Here is a 16480-nt window from a genome sequence, read left to right on the forward strand (position 1 = left end):
CCATTCAACCTCTCTCAGGCAACGCTACTTGATGGGTAGCTGAAATTGATTTTAACGAGAAAGGCAAACCTTCTTCATCAAAAAAGTCTTTTTCCAGCTTGTCATATTCAGCTTTCACTAACTTACGGTTTTCGTAATGCATCTCCCGATTGCGTGGATTGCTGTCCGGAATTGCCGCAATCAGCCGTTTCGTGTAAATATGCTGTGGATTCGTGAAAATCTCTTCGGATGTACCATGTTCAACATAACGGCCTTTATACATAATGCCGATGTGATCGCACATGTGACGGATGATGCCCAAATCATGGCTGATGAATAAATACGTTAAGTTCAATTCTTTTTGAATTTCACGCATGAAGTTCAAAACTTGAGCCTGCACGGAAACATCCAGTGCAGAAACAGGCTCATCAGCGATAATCAATTTCGGGTTCAGTGCAATTGCCCGGGCAATCCCGATGCGCTGACGCTGGCCTCCGGAAAATTCGTGTGGATATTTGTAAATGGCTTCAGGGCTCAGTCCGACCAATTCCATTAGCTCCTGAACGCGGATCCGCTCTTCTTTAGCAGACAGGTTTTCGTAATTGCGAAGCGGTTCTGCCACAATGTCCGCCACTCGTTTTTTCGGGTTCAGTGAGGAAAATGGATCCTGGAAGATCATCTGTATATCTTTTCGGACATCTATATATTCTTTTTTGTCTATGGTCGACAAATCCTTGCCTTCAAACAGTACTTTTCCTGAAGTTATATCATTTAATCCAATAATCGCACGGCCTGTCGTCGTTTTCCCTGATCCTGATTCTCCTACAAGTCCATAAGTCTGGCCCTGTTCAATCGAAAACGAGACGCCATCTACTGCACGAACATGGTCTTTGACTGTCTGAAAGATGCCTCCACGAACGGGAAAATGGACTTTCAGGTTTTCAACTTCAATTAGCGACATAATTGCGCTCCTCCTCGGCTTGTTCTGGGAAGTAAAAGTCCTTATAGCATGTGCACCGCACATAATGCCCTGGACTGATTTCATGGAGTTCCGGTGAAGCTTCATGCGCAGATTCTTCGATCCAAGGAATTCTTGCAGCGAACCGGCATCCGGTTCTCGGCAAGTTCTGAAGCGATGGCACTACCCCCTGTATTACGTGAAGCTCTTCTTTTACTTCATTTAATGTCGGGATGGAGTTCAGGAGGGAACGTGTATACGGATGCTGTGGATTTTCCATTAAGGTATAAACATCAGCGATCTCTACAATCTGCCCTGCATACATGACTGCCACTCTATCGGCCATTTCCGCCACTACCCCTAAATCATGGGTGATCAGGATGATGCCGGCATGAATGGTTTCTTTCAGTTCTTTGATCAAATCGAGAATCTGCGATTGAATGGTCACATCTAGCGCCGTTGTCGGTTCGTCGGCAATCAGCAATTCTGGCTGGTTTGAAATCGCCATGGCGATGACAATGCGCTGGCGCATTCCTCCCGATAGTTCGTGGGGATACTGGTCATACGTTTTCTCAGGACGGGGAATGCCCACTTGGTTCAATAAATTGATGACTTGTTTTTTCCGCAGGCTCTTGGAACTTTTAGGATTGTGCAGTAAAATCGCTTCATCAATCTGTGCACCCACGACCATCAAAGGATTCAGCGCTGAAAGGGCGTCCTGAAAAATCATCCCCATTTCATTGCCGCGCAATTTTTTCATTTGATTGGCACTTGCCTTTGCAAGGTTGATGCCTTTATAATCTATCTCTCCTTCAATTTTGGCTCTTGTATGAAGTCCCATAATCGAAAATGCAAATGCACTTTTTCCGGAACCTGATTCGCCTACGATTGCCAACACTTCATTTTTTCTAACTGTTAATGAAACATCGTCGACCGCAGCGTAATAATCGTCCTTAATTCTAAAAGATGTTTTTAAATTTTTGATATTCAGCAAAACATCATTCACATTTATCCTCCTCTAAATGAAGCTGTTCTATAGTTACTCCTCGTTGCAGCTGATATCTTTATCGGAAAAGTTTTCAACATTCAGATTTATTACATCAAAAAAAACATTGCAAAGGTCGACTTTGGTTCTTCCTCAAAAGAATTGCTGGCAATTCAATAGTTTAATTGGTCAGCAGCTTCTAATATTAATTTTATTACAATAAGATTACAAAGACAATATTATTTTTAATTTTGTGAATAATCGTCTTATTTGAAATATTGATTGGAATGACTGGCCTCCAATTCAAACCTTGGCACCTCTGCACAACTAGCTGAGCTATAATCCAGAAAGAATGAAAATTTTTTCAATGTGCAGAGGTAGTTCATAATGTTCACATAAATTGAATCAGCACCCTAATTAGTTAAATATTATTACATCTGTCTTTTACAATACCATAATGTTTAAAGTAATCGGAAAATTTTTTCAATTTTTTTGAAATAATGTGCTTATTTTCTGAATTTACACAGGTAGAGCATAAAAAAAAACAATCCGCAGTAAGTTGCGGATTGCCTTTTTTGTTCAGGTCATTTTAAACTTTCTTGAATACGAGTGAAGCGTTATGTCCGCCGAATCCCAATGAATTGCTCATTGCAAAGTTGAGATCTGCTTTACGCGCTTCGTTTGGAACATAATCCAAATCACATTCTTCATCAGGCGTTTCGTAATTAGTCGTCGGAGGCATGATCCCTTCCTGCAGCGCCAAAGCTGTGAAAATCGCTTCAACTCCGCCGGCAGCGCCAAGCAAATGGCCGGTCATGGATTTTGTCGAACTCATGCCTAATTTATAGGCATGTTCACCGAATACCGTTTTAACAGCCATTGTTTCGTATAAATCATTATACGGTGTACTTGTTCCATGGGCATTGATGTAGCCAATTTCCGTCGTTTCAACACCTGCATCTGCTAGGGCTTGCGCCATTGCGCGAGCCGCGCCTTCTCCGCCTTCAGCAGGGGCTGTAATGTGATGGGCGTCGCCAGTAGAACCATAACCGACAACTTCCGCATATATTTTAGCACCTCGTGCTTTTGCATGTTCATATTCTTCAAGGATGACGATTCCTGCTCCTTCACCGATGACGAAGCCATCACGGTTTTTGTCGAACGGGCGGGAAGCTGTAGCTGCATCCGGATTTGTCGTCAATGCTGTGTTCGCTGTAAATCCAGCCACGGACAATTGCGTGATCGGCGCTTCCGCTCCGCCAGAGATCATAACATCTGCATCTCCGCGCTGAATGACTTTAAAAGCGTCACCAATCGAGTTTGTCCCTGAAGCACAGGCAGTTACCGAGCAGGAGTTGATGGCTTTGGCGCCAAAGTAGATCGATACCTGGCCTGATGCCATGTCCGGAATAATCATCGGAATCAAGAATGGGCTGATGCGTCGGACACCTCTTGTATTCAGTACATTCATCTGATTTTCGATGGTCTCCATGCCGCCGATGCCTGAACCGATCCATACTCCTGTCCGCAAAGCCGTCTTATCGTCCAATTCAAGAGCCGCATCTTTCATTGCCATGATGGAAGCAGCCAACGCATAATGCGTGAAACGGTCCATTTTCCGGGCATCTTTCTTTTCAATATAATCTTCTATCGAAAAATCATTCACTTCTGCTGCGATTTTCGCTGAATACAAATCTGCATCCAGCCTGGTTAAAGGACCGACACCGGACTTGCCGCTCTTTACAGCTTCCCATGTCGTTTCAATATTATTTCCCAATGGCGTTACTGCACCCATTCCTGTAATAACTACACGGCGATTTTCCATTCTATCTTCTTCCTTTCGCATACCTGATTATTTGCCCCACTTCATAGCAATTGCTCCCCAAGTCAAGCCACCCCCGAAACCGACCATGACGATGACATCATCATCTTTTACGCGGCCTTCTTCGATGTCTTCGACAAGGGAAATCGGAATTGTTGCTGCTGAAGTGTTGCCATATTTATGAATTGTTTTCGACATCTTTTCAAGCGGCAGACCCAGACGTTCCCTGGAAGCCTCCATAATGCGGATATTCGCTTGATGCGGAATCAGAAAATCAACATCTTCTTTTTGTAAGCCCGCTTTTTCGATAACGTTTATTGCTGATTCGCCCATTTGTCGTACAGCGAACTTGAACACTTCTCTGCCGTTCATCTGTAAATGGTCTTTCTCGTCCTGGAAAAGATGTTTGCCTCCAGTACCATCGGCTCCGAGTTCAAAAGATAGAATCCCCCTGCCTTCTGAAACTTTTCCGATTACTGCAGCTCCTGCACCATCTCCGAAAAGGACAGCTGTATTACGGTCTTCCCAGTTGGTGATCTTCGACAATTTCTCAACGCCAACAACAAGCACATATTTATAAACATCGGAATCGATGAATTGTTTTGCGGTAATGACTCCATACATGAATCCTGCACATGCAGCTGAGATATCCATGGCGGCAGCATTGACAGCACCGATCTCCTGCTGAATCACACAAGCCATTGATGGGAAAGGCTGGTCCGGTGTCACAGTCGCCACTAAAATCAAGCCAATTTCAGCCGGATCAATACCAGCATCTTCAATCGCTTTTTGTGCAGCTTCGCGTGCCATGTCGGAAGTATCCTGATCGTCTTTTGCAATTCGGCGTTCTTCAATGCCTGTCATCGTACGAATCCATTCGTCACTTGTATCCATGCGCTGCTCTAATTGAAAGTTCGTCAATATATCTTCAGGCAAACATCTGCCCATACCGATTATTCCAGCATTCATTTATATCCCTCATTTCGATTATCATCATATATTAGTACCTGGTGTTAATAATACGTCATCTACACGCTTATTTCAACTAACTGACATATTTCCGACAAAAAATCTTCTTTCTCTGGAATCTTTCTTTCTGTCTGTTACACCTTATGCTATGATTAATCTAGTTATTCTATGTAGAGGTGAAACTAGATGCAATATATTGGAACGTTCTTATGGTCATTCTTTTTGATTTCATTGGTCAACTATGTGGTAAGTGCAGTGCAAAACGTGCCTTTCGATTTCATGATCGGCGTTTACATTTCAGTCGGAGTTTCAATCCTGATCTTCGTTATGGCAGCAGTTATTCCTAACGAACCTGCTCCTGAAAAGCATTAATACAAAAAAGAAGCGTAAACCGGAGTTCCGGTTTACGCTTCTTTTTTGTTGATGACGATCTGCTTGTTGTCATCCATGGTCAGTTCCAGTTCCATATTGGCGACAATCCCACCTTTGATCAATTCACGGGCAATATTCGTTTCGATATTGCGCTGGATAAACCGTTTCAATGGACGGGCTCCGAACACCGGATCGGTTCCTGCTTCTACAATATAATTGATGACTGAATCATCTACAGTTAACTTGATTTGCTGCTGGCTGATGCGCGCTGCCAGTTCAGCTATCATTTTCTTGGCAATACCGTAGAAATGTGTATTATTGAGCGCATGGAAAATGACGATATCATCGATGCGGTTCAACAGCTCAGGTTTGAAGTGTCTGCGCAATTCACTCATGACAATGTCTTCGATATCATGTTCATTGCTGGTATCGCTGATATAGGCAGATCCAATATTTGAAGTCATGATTACTACTGTATTCGAGAAGTTGACTAAGCGTCCCTGGCTGTCGGTGATTCGCCCATCATCCAGGATCTGCAGCAGGATATTGGCGACATCCGGATGCGCTTTTTCAATTTCATCAAGTAAGACAACTGAATACGGATTGCGGCGCACCGCTTCTGTCAGCTGGCCGCCTTCTTCGTAGCCGATATATCCGGGAGGCGCACCGACCAAACGGGATACACTGTGTTTTTCCATGTACTCAGACATGTCAATCCGGATGAAGTGGTCTTCCGAATCAAACAGGTTGGCTGCCAATGACTTGGCCAATTCTGTTTTACCGACGCCTGTTGGTCCGAGGAAAATGAATGAACCGATCGGCTTCCGCTCATCCTTGATGCCCGCACGTGCTCTCCACACCGCTTCAGTGACCAGTTCGACTGCTTGATCCTGGCCGATTACCCGCTCCTTCAAGGTTTCGCCCAAGCGCAATAGTTTCTCCCGCTCACCTTCCACCAGTTTCGTTACTGGAATACCGGTCCATCTCGCTACAATTCCAGCGATTTCTTCTTCAGTTACTTCTTCACGCAGCAAACGTTCTGTGCCGTCTTTTTCAAGATTGGCTTCGAGTGCCATCAGCTCTTTTTCCAATTCAGGAATCTTGCCATGCTGCAGAACAGCTGCGGCATTCAAGTCATAGCGGTTTTCCGCATCTTCCAACTGGCGGCGGTATTGATCCAATTGCTCGCGCTTTTCCTGAATTTTTTTCAAGGATTCTTTTTCTTCGGTCCATTGGTTCTTCATATCAGCGGAAGAATCCCTCAGCTCTTTGATTTCTTCGCGTAAAGTTTCCAGCCGTGTTTTGCTTGCAGCATCTTTTTCTTTCATCAAAGCCTGTTCTTCGATTTCAAGCTGCATGAGGCGTCGTGTCACTTCATCGAGCTCCTGTGGCATCGAATCGATTTCCGTACGGATCATCGCACAAGCCTCATCAATCAAATCGATGGCTTTATCCGGTAAAAAGCGCTCAGTTATATAACGGTCCGACATGGCAGCAGCAGCTACAATCGCCCGGTCATGGATACGGACAGCATGGTGCAATTCAAAGCGTTCCTTCAAACCGCGTAAAATGGAAACCGTATCTTCTACTGAAGGCTCACGAACCATCACCTGTTGGAAGCGGCGCTCCAGGGCAGGGTCTTTTTCGATATGCATGCGGTACTCGTCCAATGTGGTCGCTCCGATACAGTACAATTCCCCCCGTGCGAGCATCGGCTTCAGCATATTTCCCGCGTCCATAGCTCCTTCAGTTTTACCCGCTCCAACAATGGTATGGATTTCATCGATGAACAGGATAATCTGGCCTTCACTGTCTTTAACTTGCTTTAAAACGCCTTTCAAGCGTTCCTCAAATTCTCCTCGGTACTTGGCCCCGGCAATCAACGCACTCATATCGAGTTCGTAAATGGTCCTGTTTTTCAACCCTTCCGGAACGTCGTTGCGGACGATGCGCTGCGCCAGCCCTTCGACAATCGCCGTTTTTCCGACACCCGGCTCCCCGATCAAAACCGGGTTGTTTTTCGTTTTCCGTGATAGGATCCGGATAACATTCCGAATTTCCTGATCCCGGCCGATGACCGGATCCATCTTCCCTGATTGTGCTTGTTCCACCATATTGCGGCCAAACTGTTCCAACGGGGATTTTTGTTCTGTGCTATTTGGGAATTGAACCATAAAAACCACACCTTCCAATTAGTTTGACTATCTTTGACTAATTAAATTATAATCATTTTTTCTGGAATTAGCAATTATTATAGACTTGAATTTACTGCTTTTATAAAAAAGAAAAAAGCCTTCCCAGAAATATCCTGGAAAGGCTTTTGCTGTATCGATTATCTGACGCCAAGCGCCATTTTTGCGTAACGAGACATATGATCTTTGCCCCACACTGGTGTCCATACGATTTTAACATCGACTTCTTCCACTTCAGGCAATTCATACAAAGCATTTTTGACCATTTCTACGATTTGAGGTCCCATTGGGCATCCCATTGATGTCAATGTCATTGTCACAACCGCAAATCCGTCTTCTGTCACCATTACATCGTATACAAGGCCCAGATTGACAATATCGACGCCCAATTCAGGGTCGATAACTGTTTCTAAGGCACCCATCATGCTGTCTTTCATATCTTGATCCATTCAGAATCCCTCCCTTTACTATTAGTACCATCTTAACAAACTTTCTACGAAAATGAAATCTACACGCTTATTGTACCAGATGGCGGGCAAGCCATTCTGTTGCTTCCAGCATGCCGTTGCGGCTCACAGCGTGGCCCGCTTCTCTTTCCCGTTTGAAGACGATGTTCTCTGGCACAGCTTCATACTGTTTCTTCAACTCTTTAAAGAGCCGATGCGTCGGTTCAAACGGTACCGTAACATCCTGCTCTCCGTGCCAGAAGTAGATTGGGCGGCCATTGAAATTCTCCATGTGATGGCTGCTGTCAAAAACAGCTAATGTCGAAAGCATCTTTTCACGTTCTTCTGCGCTTATCGGCAATTGAAAGCCTCTCGATTCATATTGAGCCATCTGCGCTTGAGCCAGTTCCACATAATTTCCTGCCCCCATCATAATCGCAGCAGCTTTGATCCAAGGATAAACTGTCAACGCGCCCATGGTCGTAATGCCCCCCATAGACGTGCCGCCTACTCCCGGTTCTCCAACTGCCAGACCTTGCTTATGTATTTCTTTATGCAGAAAGGCCAATTCTTCAATTGAGGTCAGTACGATTTCCCAAAACCGCAAGCTGATTTGGACATCATCCAATCCCTCACTTCGTTCCCCGTGGAGATGTGCATCCGGCAAAATCACCCGTAGCCCTTTTTCAGCCAATTGGTACGCATAATGCAAATTATGCTCTTTGGCACTCATATGGCCATGAAAAAAAACAACCGTCGGCAATGCGGTCTCCACTTTTCGCTCCGGAGTTATGTGAAGCAACGGGACATGCCCCCATACTTGTCTTTGGACTTTCATGTAAAATCACTTCCTTCATTAGTAATCCTATCAATCTTCACAGTATCCAGCAAACACAAGTCCACTTAACGGAAAATTCAATCAAAAGCCGATTATTTATCTTCATATGGCTATTAAAGCAGGACTAAAGTATTTTGATTTCCTCAAGATTTTTTGACGAAACCCTTGTATTATCGCTACACTAGTAATATATAGAAAGGAGTCGGCTATTTATGAAGCAACATTTGATTGTTCTTGATTTGGATGGAACATTATTAACAGACCAAAAAGTCATTTCACCTAAAACGAAACTGACTTTAAATAAAGCACTTGAAGCAGGGCACCAGGTAATGATCGCTACTGGCCGGCCATATCGTTCCAGTGAAACTTATTACAGGGAATTGGGCTTGACAACACCTATCGTTAACTTTAACGGAGCATTTGTCCACCATCCCCAAAATCAACATTGGGGGATGCACCATACACCAATCGGATTGGATGTCGTCCACGAAGTAGTGGAATCGATGCATGATTACGATTTCCACAATATTGTGGCTGAAGTATTGGATGATGTCTATGTTCATCATCATGATGAAAAGCTGATGGATATTTTCCGATTCGGCGATCCTACTATCACCACAGGCGACTTGCGCAATTACTTGAAGACAGATCCAACGTCCATTTTAATCCATGCGCCTTATGAACGGGTCCAGGAAATTCACGACCATCTGTCTTCGGTTCATGCTGAAGTGATCGACCATCGCCGCTGGGGAGCTCCTTGGCATGTCATCGAAATCGTTAAAAGCGGCATGAGCAAAGCTGTCGGGCTGGACCGCGTCTCCAAATCCCTTGGAATTTCACGGGAAAACATCATTGCGTTCGGAGATGAGGACAATGATCTCGAAATGATCGACTTTGCCGGAGTCGGGGTGGCTATGGGCAATGCAATCGATCCTTTGAAAAATATTGCCGATGAAATTACCTTAACTAATAATGACGACGGCATTGCCGAACTGCTGATCGACCGATTGAAACTATAAATCAAAAGGGGAGTTCACTATGAGACTATTCGCTGACAGCGCATCAGATCTGCCAAAAGACTTTTTTGAAAAAGAAGACGTCGTTTTGTTTCCGCTCCGTGTCCATATCGGAGACCAGGACTACGAAGATATACGCGGCATTCAGTCCATTAAAGTATTTGATACAATCCGTGCAGGCAACCATCCAAAAACATCCCAGGTTTCACCCGAGGAAATGCTGTCTTCTTTTGAGAAGCTGGCAAAGGACGGCGATGAGGGCTATTACATCGCTTTCTCTTCTGAACTTTCCGGTACTTACAGTACAGCTGTGATGGTAGCGGATCAAGTACGCGAAGAATACCCCGACCTGAAGTTGACGATACTGGATTCGAAAGCCGCTTCGTTGGGCTACGGATTGATCGTAAAAGAAGCTGCAGCCATGCGAGCCACAGGACAGCCATTGGAAAAAATCATTGAGAAAACCAGTTTTATGGCCGACCACCTGGAAAGCCTCTTTACTGTTGAAGACCTGGATTATATGGCCAAAGGCGGACGCATCTCCAAAGGCAGTGCGTTTGTTGGCGGCTTATTGAACATCAAACCATTGCTTCATGTGGAGGATGGCAAATTGGTGCCGATTGAAAAACTCCGCGGACGCAAGAAAGTCATCAAGCGGATGATCGAATTGATGAAAGAACGCGGCACCCAATTAGATCAGCAAACAGTTGCCATCAGCCATGGCGATGACGAAGAGTTCGCCAATGTCCTGAAACAGGAAATCGAGGAGAACTTCCATCCGCAGAAGATTGAAGTCCATATGATCGGTTCTGTTATCGCAGCACATACCGGACCTGGAACTTTAGCATTATTCTTCTTCAATAAAATCAACTAGGAGCTGATCAGACTGTGAAGAAAATAGTCATCGTAGGCGCAGTGGGCGGCGGAGCAACAGCCGCTGGCCAAATCCGATTCTATGACTCCGAGGCACGCATCACTGTGTTCGACCGTGATTCTACGATGTCGTATGCGGCATGTGGAACACCGTACGTCATCGGCAATGTAATTGAAGACGAACGTTCGATCATCATGACGGACCCTGAGCAATTTAAGAAAAAGCGCGATGTCGACGTTAAATTGCGCCATGAAGTGATGGAAATCGATAGACAAGCTAAAACAGTGCTGGTTCACAATATGGAAACCGATGAACAATTCAGTGAACCCTACGACGCCTTGATCCTTGCTCCAGGGGGTTCTGCCATCGTTCCTGAAGTCGAAGGATTGGATACTTCAAAGGTTTTCACTTTGCGCAATTATGAAGATATGCAGCGAATAGACCAATTCATCAAAACTCAACAACCGAAAACCTGTGTGGTTTCAGGTGGCGGTTTTATTGGTCTTGAAATGGCCGAAAATCTGAAAAACCTCGGCTTAGATGTTACGCTGGTGCATAAATCCCCTGCCATCATGTCTATATTAGATCTCGATATGTCCCTGATCATCGAGAAAGAATTGGCACTCCAAGGCGTTAAGCTGCTTACTGGAACTGCGATTGAAAAGTCCGAAGGCAAAAACATCACGTTGACGAACGGCATTGAACTGCAAGCCGATTTCATTATCATGAGCATCGGATTGAGGCCCAACACCAAACTGGCCGTCAAAGCCGGACTGGACATCGGTGAAACCGGCGGCATCCGAACCAATGAATATATGCAGACAAACGACCCTTCGATTTACGCAATCGGTGATGCTTCGGAGAATTTTGATATGGTGACGGGAGATCCGAAGAGAGTTCCTCTCGCCTCTCCAGCGCATCGTCAGGCATTTATCGCAGCGCGGCACCTGATCGGGGACAAAATAGCGAAAAAAGGGTTGCTTGGCACTTCAGTATTGAAAATCTTCTCGTTGACCGCTGCCATGACGGGGTTAAACGAGCAGGCGATCAAAGACAAGAACCTGCCAGCCGCTTCAGTAACCCATACGGGCAACTCGAATGCCGGCTATTACCCTGAGCATTCCAAAATCACCTTAAAGGTCCATTACGATCCACAGACCCGAAAGATCCTCGGAGCGCAGTGCATCGGTGGCAAAGGCGTCGATAAGCGAATCGATGTTATTGTTACAGCCATATACGGCGGCTTGACCGTCGACGACTTACAGGCACTGGAGCTTTGTTATGCTCCTCCCTATTCTTCACCAAAAGATCCAATCAATATGATTGGCTATAAGGCCATCAATAAATGATGCCAAATTAAAAACAGGAAGAGAAAAGCATATTGCTTTCTCTTCCTGTTTTATTGTCCAAACGATTAGACAGTTTTTTCATTGGCTCTTTGTTTTGCTGCATCTGCTTTTCGTTGTTTGCCTTTGCGCCAAACAATCCAAAGGAACAGCATGAAGACGACATACATGATAGCAAGGGTCGCAATATAAGCCGAGTTGAGCTTTGTTTCTTCAGTCACATGGAACACTTCCGCTATTTCACGGTCCTGCGTCACCCGATAATCCCCATTGTCTTCCTGGCGGATAATATCGCTTTCAAATAGACCACGTAATTCCTTTCCATCCCCAATGGCTTCAGCAGACAAGTTGATGTTCTTTGTCGAAGAAGAGTCATTGATCGCGATGACCCATGTTTCTTCGTCATTTGAACGCTTGTAGACAAGCCAGCCATCTTCATCATGCAGGACTTCCAATTCCCCTGTCCGCAAAGCTTCAGATGAATTGCGCAATGAAGTCAAATCCGTGATATGGTCAACCAATTCTTTGTCTACCGCCATATCCAGAATTTGATGCGATTCAGGCAATTCCGTTCCATTCATCGCTGATTCCGAACCATACTGAATGACTGGAATACCGGGCATCGTCAATAATTGAGTCAATAACAACGTCCAGCGGGTTGGCGGAAATCCGTTAACGTCCACAATATCCGCTGTAAACCGCGAACCGAATATGGAGTCGACCTGAATCAGTTTTCCTTCGCTCTCGCCCATTAAAGCAGAAACGCCTGTTAAGTCCTGGTCAAAATTCTTATAGGCATCACGCAGCGTTTCTTCTACACCCGGAAGAACCACTGCATCCAATCCAGGCGTCTCTTCCATTTCCTGATCGCTTAAGATGTAGCTGTCCCGAACGTCTTTAATGGCTTCAGAAAAACCACTGATAAATGCAGGATCCAATTGATCTGAATTCTGCAGCCGGAAACCATCAACCTGATAGGTGTCACTGAAATCCGTGAATGTGGAAATCAGAGCTTCCTGAACTTCCGGATTTGCAGTATCCAGCGCCAGGCTGCCGTCTTCATTTTTTATGAACCATTCTGGATTCTGAGCTGCCCACACATGGTTTTCACTCACCTGCTGCGTAGGGATATCCACTATCACTTTCATATCCTGGTCATGGATCTCAGCCACCAATTCGTTGAACTCCTCTTCGGTTCCAAAATGGCGTTCAAACTCCGTATAGTCCAATACTCTTTTTCCATCGTATGTAGCTGTCGAAAACACTGGTCCTATTGAAAGAGCAGTAAAGCCCATTTCTTTTACGAATAGAATTTCGCTTGCCATCCCATCAAAATCGCCACCATTAAAAGCGGCTGGGTCTAAGGCATTTACTTCGTAATCATTGTCGATCTTTTTGTTGAAATAACGATCAACCAGCGTATCATAGATGAGTTCATCTTTAAGTTCAAACTCTTCCTGAGCAGATACCGGATTAACCATTGTCAGTAATAGCACACTTGCTAATATGCTTGAAATCCATTTTGCCTTCAATCTAAAATCCTCCTTCAATGAGGTTGTTATTGCGTTCCACCCGGTTAATTTTATCAAACTCAGGCTACCGCCGCCATGTTAAGTTAGCGAAACGACAACGACTTCCCGGAGTTTCGTCTAAACTGTGAAAACCTAAAGAAAAGCGGAAGCAGCCGTTTAGCCCCGACAAGCGCTGGAAGCCTTGCCGGGAATGGCGCTCTTTGCCATTTCTGGTAAGGCTGAAGCGACTCGAGGGGCTGGCTGCTGGAGTCTGGACAACTAAGAAAAGCGAAAGCGATCGTTAAGACCCGACAGGCATAAGGCGCGTTGACGAAGCGGCGTATTTTTGCCGCACAGTCGACGTGACTTATGACCCCGAGGGGCTGATCGCTGTAGCTGGACACTTAGAAAAGCGGAAGCGCCCGTGGAGCTCTGACGGGCATAAGACAGACCGGCGAAGTGGCATGTTTTCAGCCGCACAGCTGGGCTGGCTTATGACCCGAAGAGCTGGGCGTTGGAGTCTGGACAATAAGAAAAGCAGAAGCAGCCGTCAACGTGTACAAAAAATGAAAAAAGGCAGATGCTGGATGCATCTGCCCTGCTTTCATTAAAAGAAATCCAAACCGATCGGCAACATGAATCCGACAAACATCGTTGCAAACAAGAACAATGCAAACAATGCCCAGAACATCGTAACCGGTTTTTGTTTTTTCGAACGGACCAAAACCATTTCCATCATTCCAATCGTCAATATACCCAATAGGAATTTGATGCCGTATACCATCGGATCTGATGAAGACCATTCGATGAATAAAGTAAGGCCAGTGATGATGATCAAAATGTAGAACAATCTCAAGACCATGTGAAGGATCTTGCGGCCTTTGCTGTCACGCTGCATGAATGCTGCAACTAGGAATAAAATGACGGCTACGACCCATGTAGTGATGTGCAAATGTGTAGTTTGTGTAAAAATGTCCAAAATCTCACCTCTTCTAATAAAGTCCTTTCCAGTTTATCACAAACCGGACGAGTAAAAGGGCTCAGATCTTATGACAAATGTGTGACGAGCGTTCCGATCGATTCGATTGAGACTTTGACGGTGTCTCCCGCTTTCAGGAATTTCGGCGGATTGAAGCCTTTACCGACTCCAGCTGGAGTTCCGGTCAGCAGAACATCACCGGGCTCCAATGCCACATACTTCGAGACTTCCGCTACAAGTTCGTCCACACGGCGGATCATGTTTTCTGTATTGCCATTCTGGCGAACTTCATCATTCACTTTTGTGACGATCGACAAATTCTGCGACTGTGGAATTTCGTCTTTGGTGACGATGTAGGGCCCTAAAGGACATGAACCCGGGAAGCTTTTCCCAAGGAAATACTGTTGATGCTTGTCCTGTATATCGCGGGCAGTCAAATCATTGGCGATCGTATAACCGAAAACATAGTCATAGGCCATTTGTTTCGGGATCTTATGCCCTGCTTTTCCAATGATAACAGCAAGTTCCCCTTCATAATCATAGGAATCGGTTAAATCAGCATGGACAGAAACGGTCTCACCATCTGCAGAAATGCAAGTAGGCGACTTCGTGAATACCACTAGATCTACAGGAGCTTCACTGCCCATTTCTTTTGCATGGTCTGCATAATTCTTTCCGATGCAGATAATATTTTTGGGTGTTCTTGAAATGGGAGCTAACCATTCAATTTCTGAAAAAGAGTGTTTGAATTCTTTAGAGCGGTCAGATTGGACAGCAGCTTCCGTCAATTTACGAATTTGTTCAACAAATTCCATGCCTTGCGGAATTCCTTCCACCAATTTCTCAGGAAACTCGGGTAAGACCTGCAATTGCTGTTGAATGGCAATCAGATCCCATACAGCTTCTTCCTTCTTAACTTTCGGTCCAAATCCTTCTTTTCCTTCGTAGCGAAATGATAACAGCTTCATTCGTCAAACACTCCTTTTCTTTGATTGAATTCATTATACACATTCAGCGTTTTGAATTGTTAGTTTTTTCGAAATTATTTCCGTATGTCCATTTTCTCCAAACCATTTCAAGCGGTCCCCGGGTGAATTTTTCGAACCAAAGTTCTGCGAAAATCAGCTGAACCACGAAAATACCGATGGCGATCAATGTTCCAGTCAACAAGTCAACCTGTCCATATAGACCGAAGCCGTAAGAATAATAGATCGTCGTCGCTAAAATGGATTGTGTGATATATGTCGTCAGAGACATCTGCCCTACTTTGGCGACCGGAGAAAATAACTTCTGAACGATTGTTTTTTGTGCGAGCAGTGCGATGATCGCTGCATAGCTGACAGCAAGAAGCGGGCCTCCAAAAATATCCTGCAAATAGACAAACGCGTAATTCGGCTCAAATAGGATGGGGCCGGATTTCAACAATAAACCGATCAGCAAGGGGCCAATGGCCAGGGCCAGCCACAGCTTACGCTTTTCCTGGGTCCGTTCAATCAGCCGCCATTTTGCCGCCGCCGCTCCGACCATCAGAAATGGCAGGATTGTCGCGATCAAGATGATGTAATTGGCAAAGTTATTGCTATAAGTCCAATCAGCCAATCGCTGACTGAAGATTTCTGCAAAGCTTCCCGATTGGTAAGCTTGAATCGAGCTTTCAATTTCCATGTACCCCACATAAATATTCGGATCTGCTGCAGCTGCTATAAACATGATGCCGAGCAGCAGGAGATGTGGAATCGTATAGATGATGGCCGCAAAACCCAGCAACCAACCTGATGGCAGCCGAATCATGAAGATCAGAAGGAATCCCATGATGGCATAGGTGATCAAAATATCTCCATACCAGATCAAAAAGGCATGAAGGATACCGAACACCAACAAGATCACCAGACGTTTGACGGCTAAGGGCATAAAGGGGCGCTTGCTGGCTTCTGCACGCATGTATTGCATCGCCAACCCATAGCCAAATAACATGGCAAATAAGGGGTAGAAGCTTGCCTGTATGAATATATCGATAAACCGGTATATTCCTTCATTCAACGTGCCATTGAACCATTTGTATGGATCGATATACAAAAATGGGGAATGGAAAGTCAGCATATTGATGATCAATATTCCAAAAAGCGAAAAACCTCTCATCAAATCAATCGCTTTTACTCGTTCATTTAGTGAAACGGGCTGTAAGTTCAAAAT

At 45.0% G+C, this 16480-nt stretch carries 15 protein-coding genes; 4 read left to right on the forward strand and 11 right to left on the reverse strand.

The window, feature by feature from the left end:
- Positions 1-4 precede the first annotated feature (4 nt).
- From Q0785_RS05595 to Q0785_RS05610, 4 genes are all read right to left on the reverse strand, one after another.
- Positions 5-940 (reverse strand): ATP-binding cassette domain-containing protein, encoded by a 936-nt coding sequence (locus Q0785_RS05595; protein ID WP_298826785.1) that lies wholly within the window; start codon positions 938-940, stop codon positions 5-7.
- Complete coding sequence (locus Q0785_RS05600) at positions 927-1943, reverse strand: ABC transporter ATP-binding protein (protein WP_298826788.1); 1017 nt, start codon at positions 1941-1943, stop codon at positions 927-929. The genes Q0785_RS05595 and Q0785_RS05600 overlap by 14 nt, the downstream gene beginning before the upstream one ends.
- Before the next feature lie 568 nt (positions 1944-2511).
- The gene (gene fabF / locus Q0785_RS05605) at positions 2512-3747 is read right to left on the reverse strand and encodes a beta-ketoacyl-ACP synthase II (protein ID WP_223633942.1); all 1236 of its coding nucleotides are present in this window, start codon (positions 3745-3747) and stop codon (positions 2512-2514) included.
- A 27-nt stretch (positions 3748-3774) separates the two neighbouring features.
- Complete coding sequence (locus tag Q0785_RS05610) at positions 3775-4713, reverse strand: beta-ketoacyl-ACP synthase III (RefSeq protein ID WP_298826795.1); 939 nt, start codon at positions 4711-4713, stop codon at positions 3775-3777.
- A 186-nt stretch (positions 4714-4899) separates the two neighbouring features.
- On the opposite strand from Q0785_RS05610, the gene Q0785_RS05615 reads away from it, so the two are divergent.
- On the forward strand, positions 4900-5085 hold the full coding sequence (locus Q0785_RS05615; protein WP_223633946.1) for a YjzD family protein: 186 nt from the start codon (positions 4900-4902) through the stop codon (positions 5083-5085).
- Positions 5086-5117: 32 nt separating this feature from the next.
- Here Q0785_RS05615 and Q0785_RS05620 read toward each other — a convergent pair whose 3' ends face one another.
- From Q0785_RS05620 to Q0785_RS05630, 3 genes are all read right to left on the reverse strand, one after another.
- Positions 5118-7259, reverse strand: coding sequence for an AAA family ATPase (locus tag Q0785_RS05620; RefSeq protein ID WP_298826799.1), 2142 nt, complete (start codon positions 7257-7259; stop codon positions 5118-5120).
- A gap of 158 nt (positions 7260-7417) precedes the next feature.
- Positions 7418-7726 (reverse strand): metal-sulfur cluster assembly factor, encoded by a 309-nt coding sequence (locus Q0785_RS05625; protein WP_223633952.1) that lies wholly within the window; start codon positions 7724-7726, stop codon positions 7418-7420.
- Between the two features lie 67 nt (positions 7727-7793).
- On the reverse strand, positions 7794-8561 hold the full coding sequence (locus Q0785_RS05630; protein WP_298826806.1) for a prolyl oligopeptidase family serine peptidase: 768 nt from the start codon (positions 8559-8561) through the stop codon (positions 7794-7796).
- A 212-nt stretch (positions 8562-8773) separates the two neighbouring features.
- Here Q0785_RS05630 and Q0785_RS05635 point away from each other — a divergent pair, with 212 nt between their 5' ends.
- From Q0785_RS05635 to Q0785_RS05645, 3 genes are read left to right on the forward strand one after another with little or no spacing between them, the layout of a single operon-like run.
- A complete protein-coding gene (locus Q0785_RS05635) occupies positions 8774-9580 on the forward strand; it encodes a Cof-type HAD-IIB family hydrolase (protein ID WP_298826810.1) in 807 nt (268 codons plus the stop codon).
- A 19-nt stretch (positions 9581-9599) separates the two neighbouring features.
- A complete protein-coding gene (locus Q0785_RS05640) occupies positions 9600-10451 on the forward strand; it encodes a DegV family protein (RefSeq protein ID WP_298826815.1) in 852 nt (283 codons plus the stop codon).
- 14 nt (positions 10452-10465) lie between these two features.
- Positions 10466-11800, forward strand: a complete 1335-nt coding sequence (locus Q0785_RS05645) for a CoA-disulfide reductase (RefSeq protein ID WP_298826820.1) — start codon at positions 10466-10468, stop codon at positions 11798-11800.
- 65 nt (positions 11801-11865) lie between these two features.
- Here the strand turns inward: Q0785_RS05645 and Q0785_RS05650 are convergent, their stop codons facing one another.
- The 4 genes from Q0785_RS05650 to Q0785_RS05665 all read right to left on the reverse strand — a co-directional run bounded on the left by Q0785_RS05650 (position 11866) and on the right by Q0785_RS05665 (position 16477).
- Positions 11866-13329 carry an alpha-amylase family glycosyl hydrolase gene (locus tag Q0785_RS05650; RefSeq protein WP_298826823.1) on the reverse strand — a complete coding sequence of 488 codons (1464 nt, stop codon included), beginning with the start codon at positions 13327-13329 and terminating at the stop codon, positions 11866-11868.
- Positions 13330-13915: 586 nt separating this feature from the next.
- Complete coding sequence (locus tag Q0785_RS05655) at positions 13916-14287, reverse strand: YisL family protein (RefSeq protein ID WP_223633969.1); 372 nt, start codon at positions 14285-14287, stop codon at positions 13916-13918.
- Between the two features lie 68 nt (positions 14288-14355).
- The gene (locus tag Q0785_RS05660; protein WP_298826828.1) at positions 14356-15255 is read right to left on the reverse strand and encodes a fumarylacetoacetate hydrolase family protein; all 900 of its coding nucleotides are present in this window, start codon (positions 15253-15255) and stop codon (positions 14356-14358) included.
- A gap of 43 nt (positions 15256-15298) precedes the next feature.
- Positions 15299-16477, reverse strand: a complete 1179-nt coding sequence (locus tag Q0785_RS05665; protein ID WP_298826831.1) for a DUF418 domain-containing protein — start codon at positions 16475-16477, stop codon at positions 15299-15301.
- Positions 16478-16480: the final 3 nt, after the last annotated feature.

The organism is uncultured Planococcus sp., from assembly GCF_947501725.1.
GTDB classification, from domain to species: Bacteria; Bacillota; Bacilli; order Bacillales_A; family Planococcaceae; genus Planococcus; species Planococcus donghaensis_C.

Bases quoted from the DNA above. Each gene is read 5' to 3' on its own strand.
- Q0785_RS05595 (WP_298826785.1), bottom strand. From the start codon at position 940: ATGTCGCTAATTGAAGTTGAAAACCTGAAAGTCCATTTTCCCGTTCGT.
- fabF (WP_223633942.1), bottom strand. From the start codon at position 3,747: ATGGAAAATCGCCGTGTAGTTATTACAGGAATGGGTGCAGTAACGCCA.
- Q0785_RS05610 (WP_298826795.1), bottom strand. From the start codon at position 4,713: ATGAATGCTGGAATAATCGGTATGGGCAGATGTTTGCCTGAAGATATA.
- Q0785_RS05615 (WP_223633946.1), top strand. From the start codon at position 4,900: ATGCAATATATTGGAACGTTCTTATGGTCATTCTTTTTGATTTCATTG.
- Q0785_RS05620 (WP_298826799.1), bottom strand. From the start codon at position 7,259: ATGGTTCAATTCCCAAATAGCACAGAACAAAAATCCCCGTTGGAACAG.
- Q0785_RS05625 (WP_223633952.1), bottom strand. From the start codon at position 7,726: ATGGATCAAGATATGAAAGACAGCATGATGGGTGCCTTAGAAACAGTT.
- Q0785_RS05630 (WP_298826806.1), bottom strand. From the start codon at position 8,561: ATGAAAGTCCAAAGACAAGTATGGGGGCATGTCCCGTTGCTTCACATA.
- Q0785_RS05635 (WP_298826810.1), top strand. From the start codon at position 8,774: ATGAAGCAACATTTGATTGTTCTTGATTTGGATGGAACATTATTAACA.
- Q0785_RS05640 (WP_298826815.1), top strand. From the start codon at position 9,600: ATGAGACTATTCGCTGACAGCGCATCAGATCTGCCAAAAGACTTTTTT.
- Q0785_RS05660 (WP_298826828.1), bottom strand. From the start codon at position 15,255: ATGAAGCTGTTATCATTTCGCTACGAAGGAAAAGAAGGATTTGGACCG.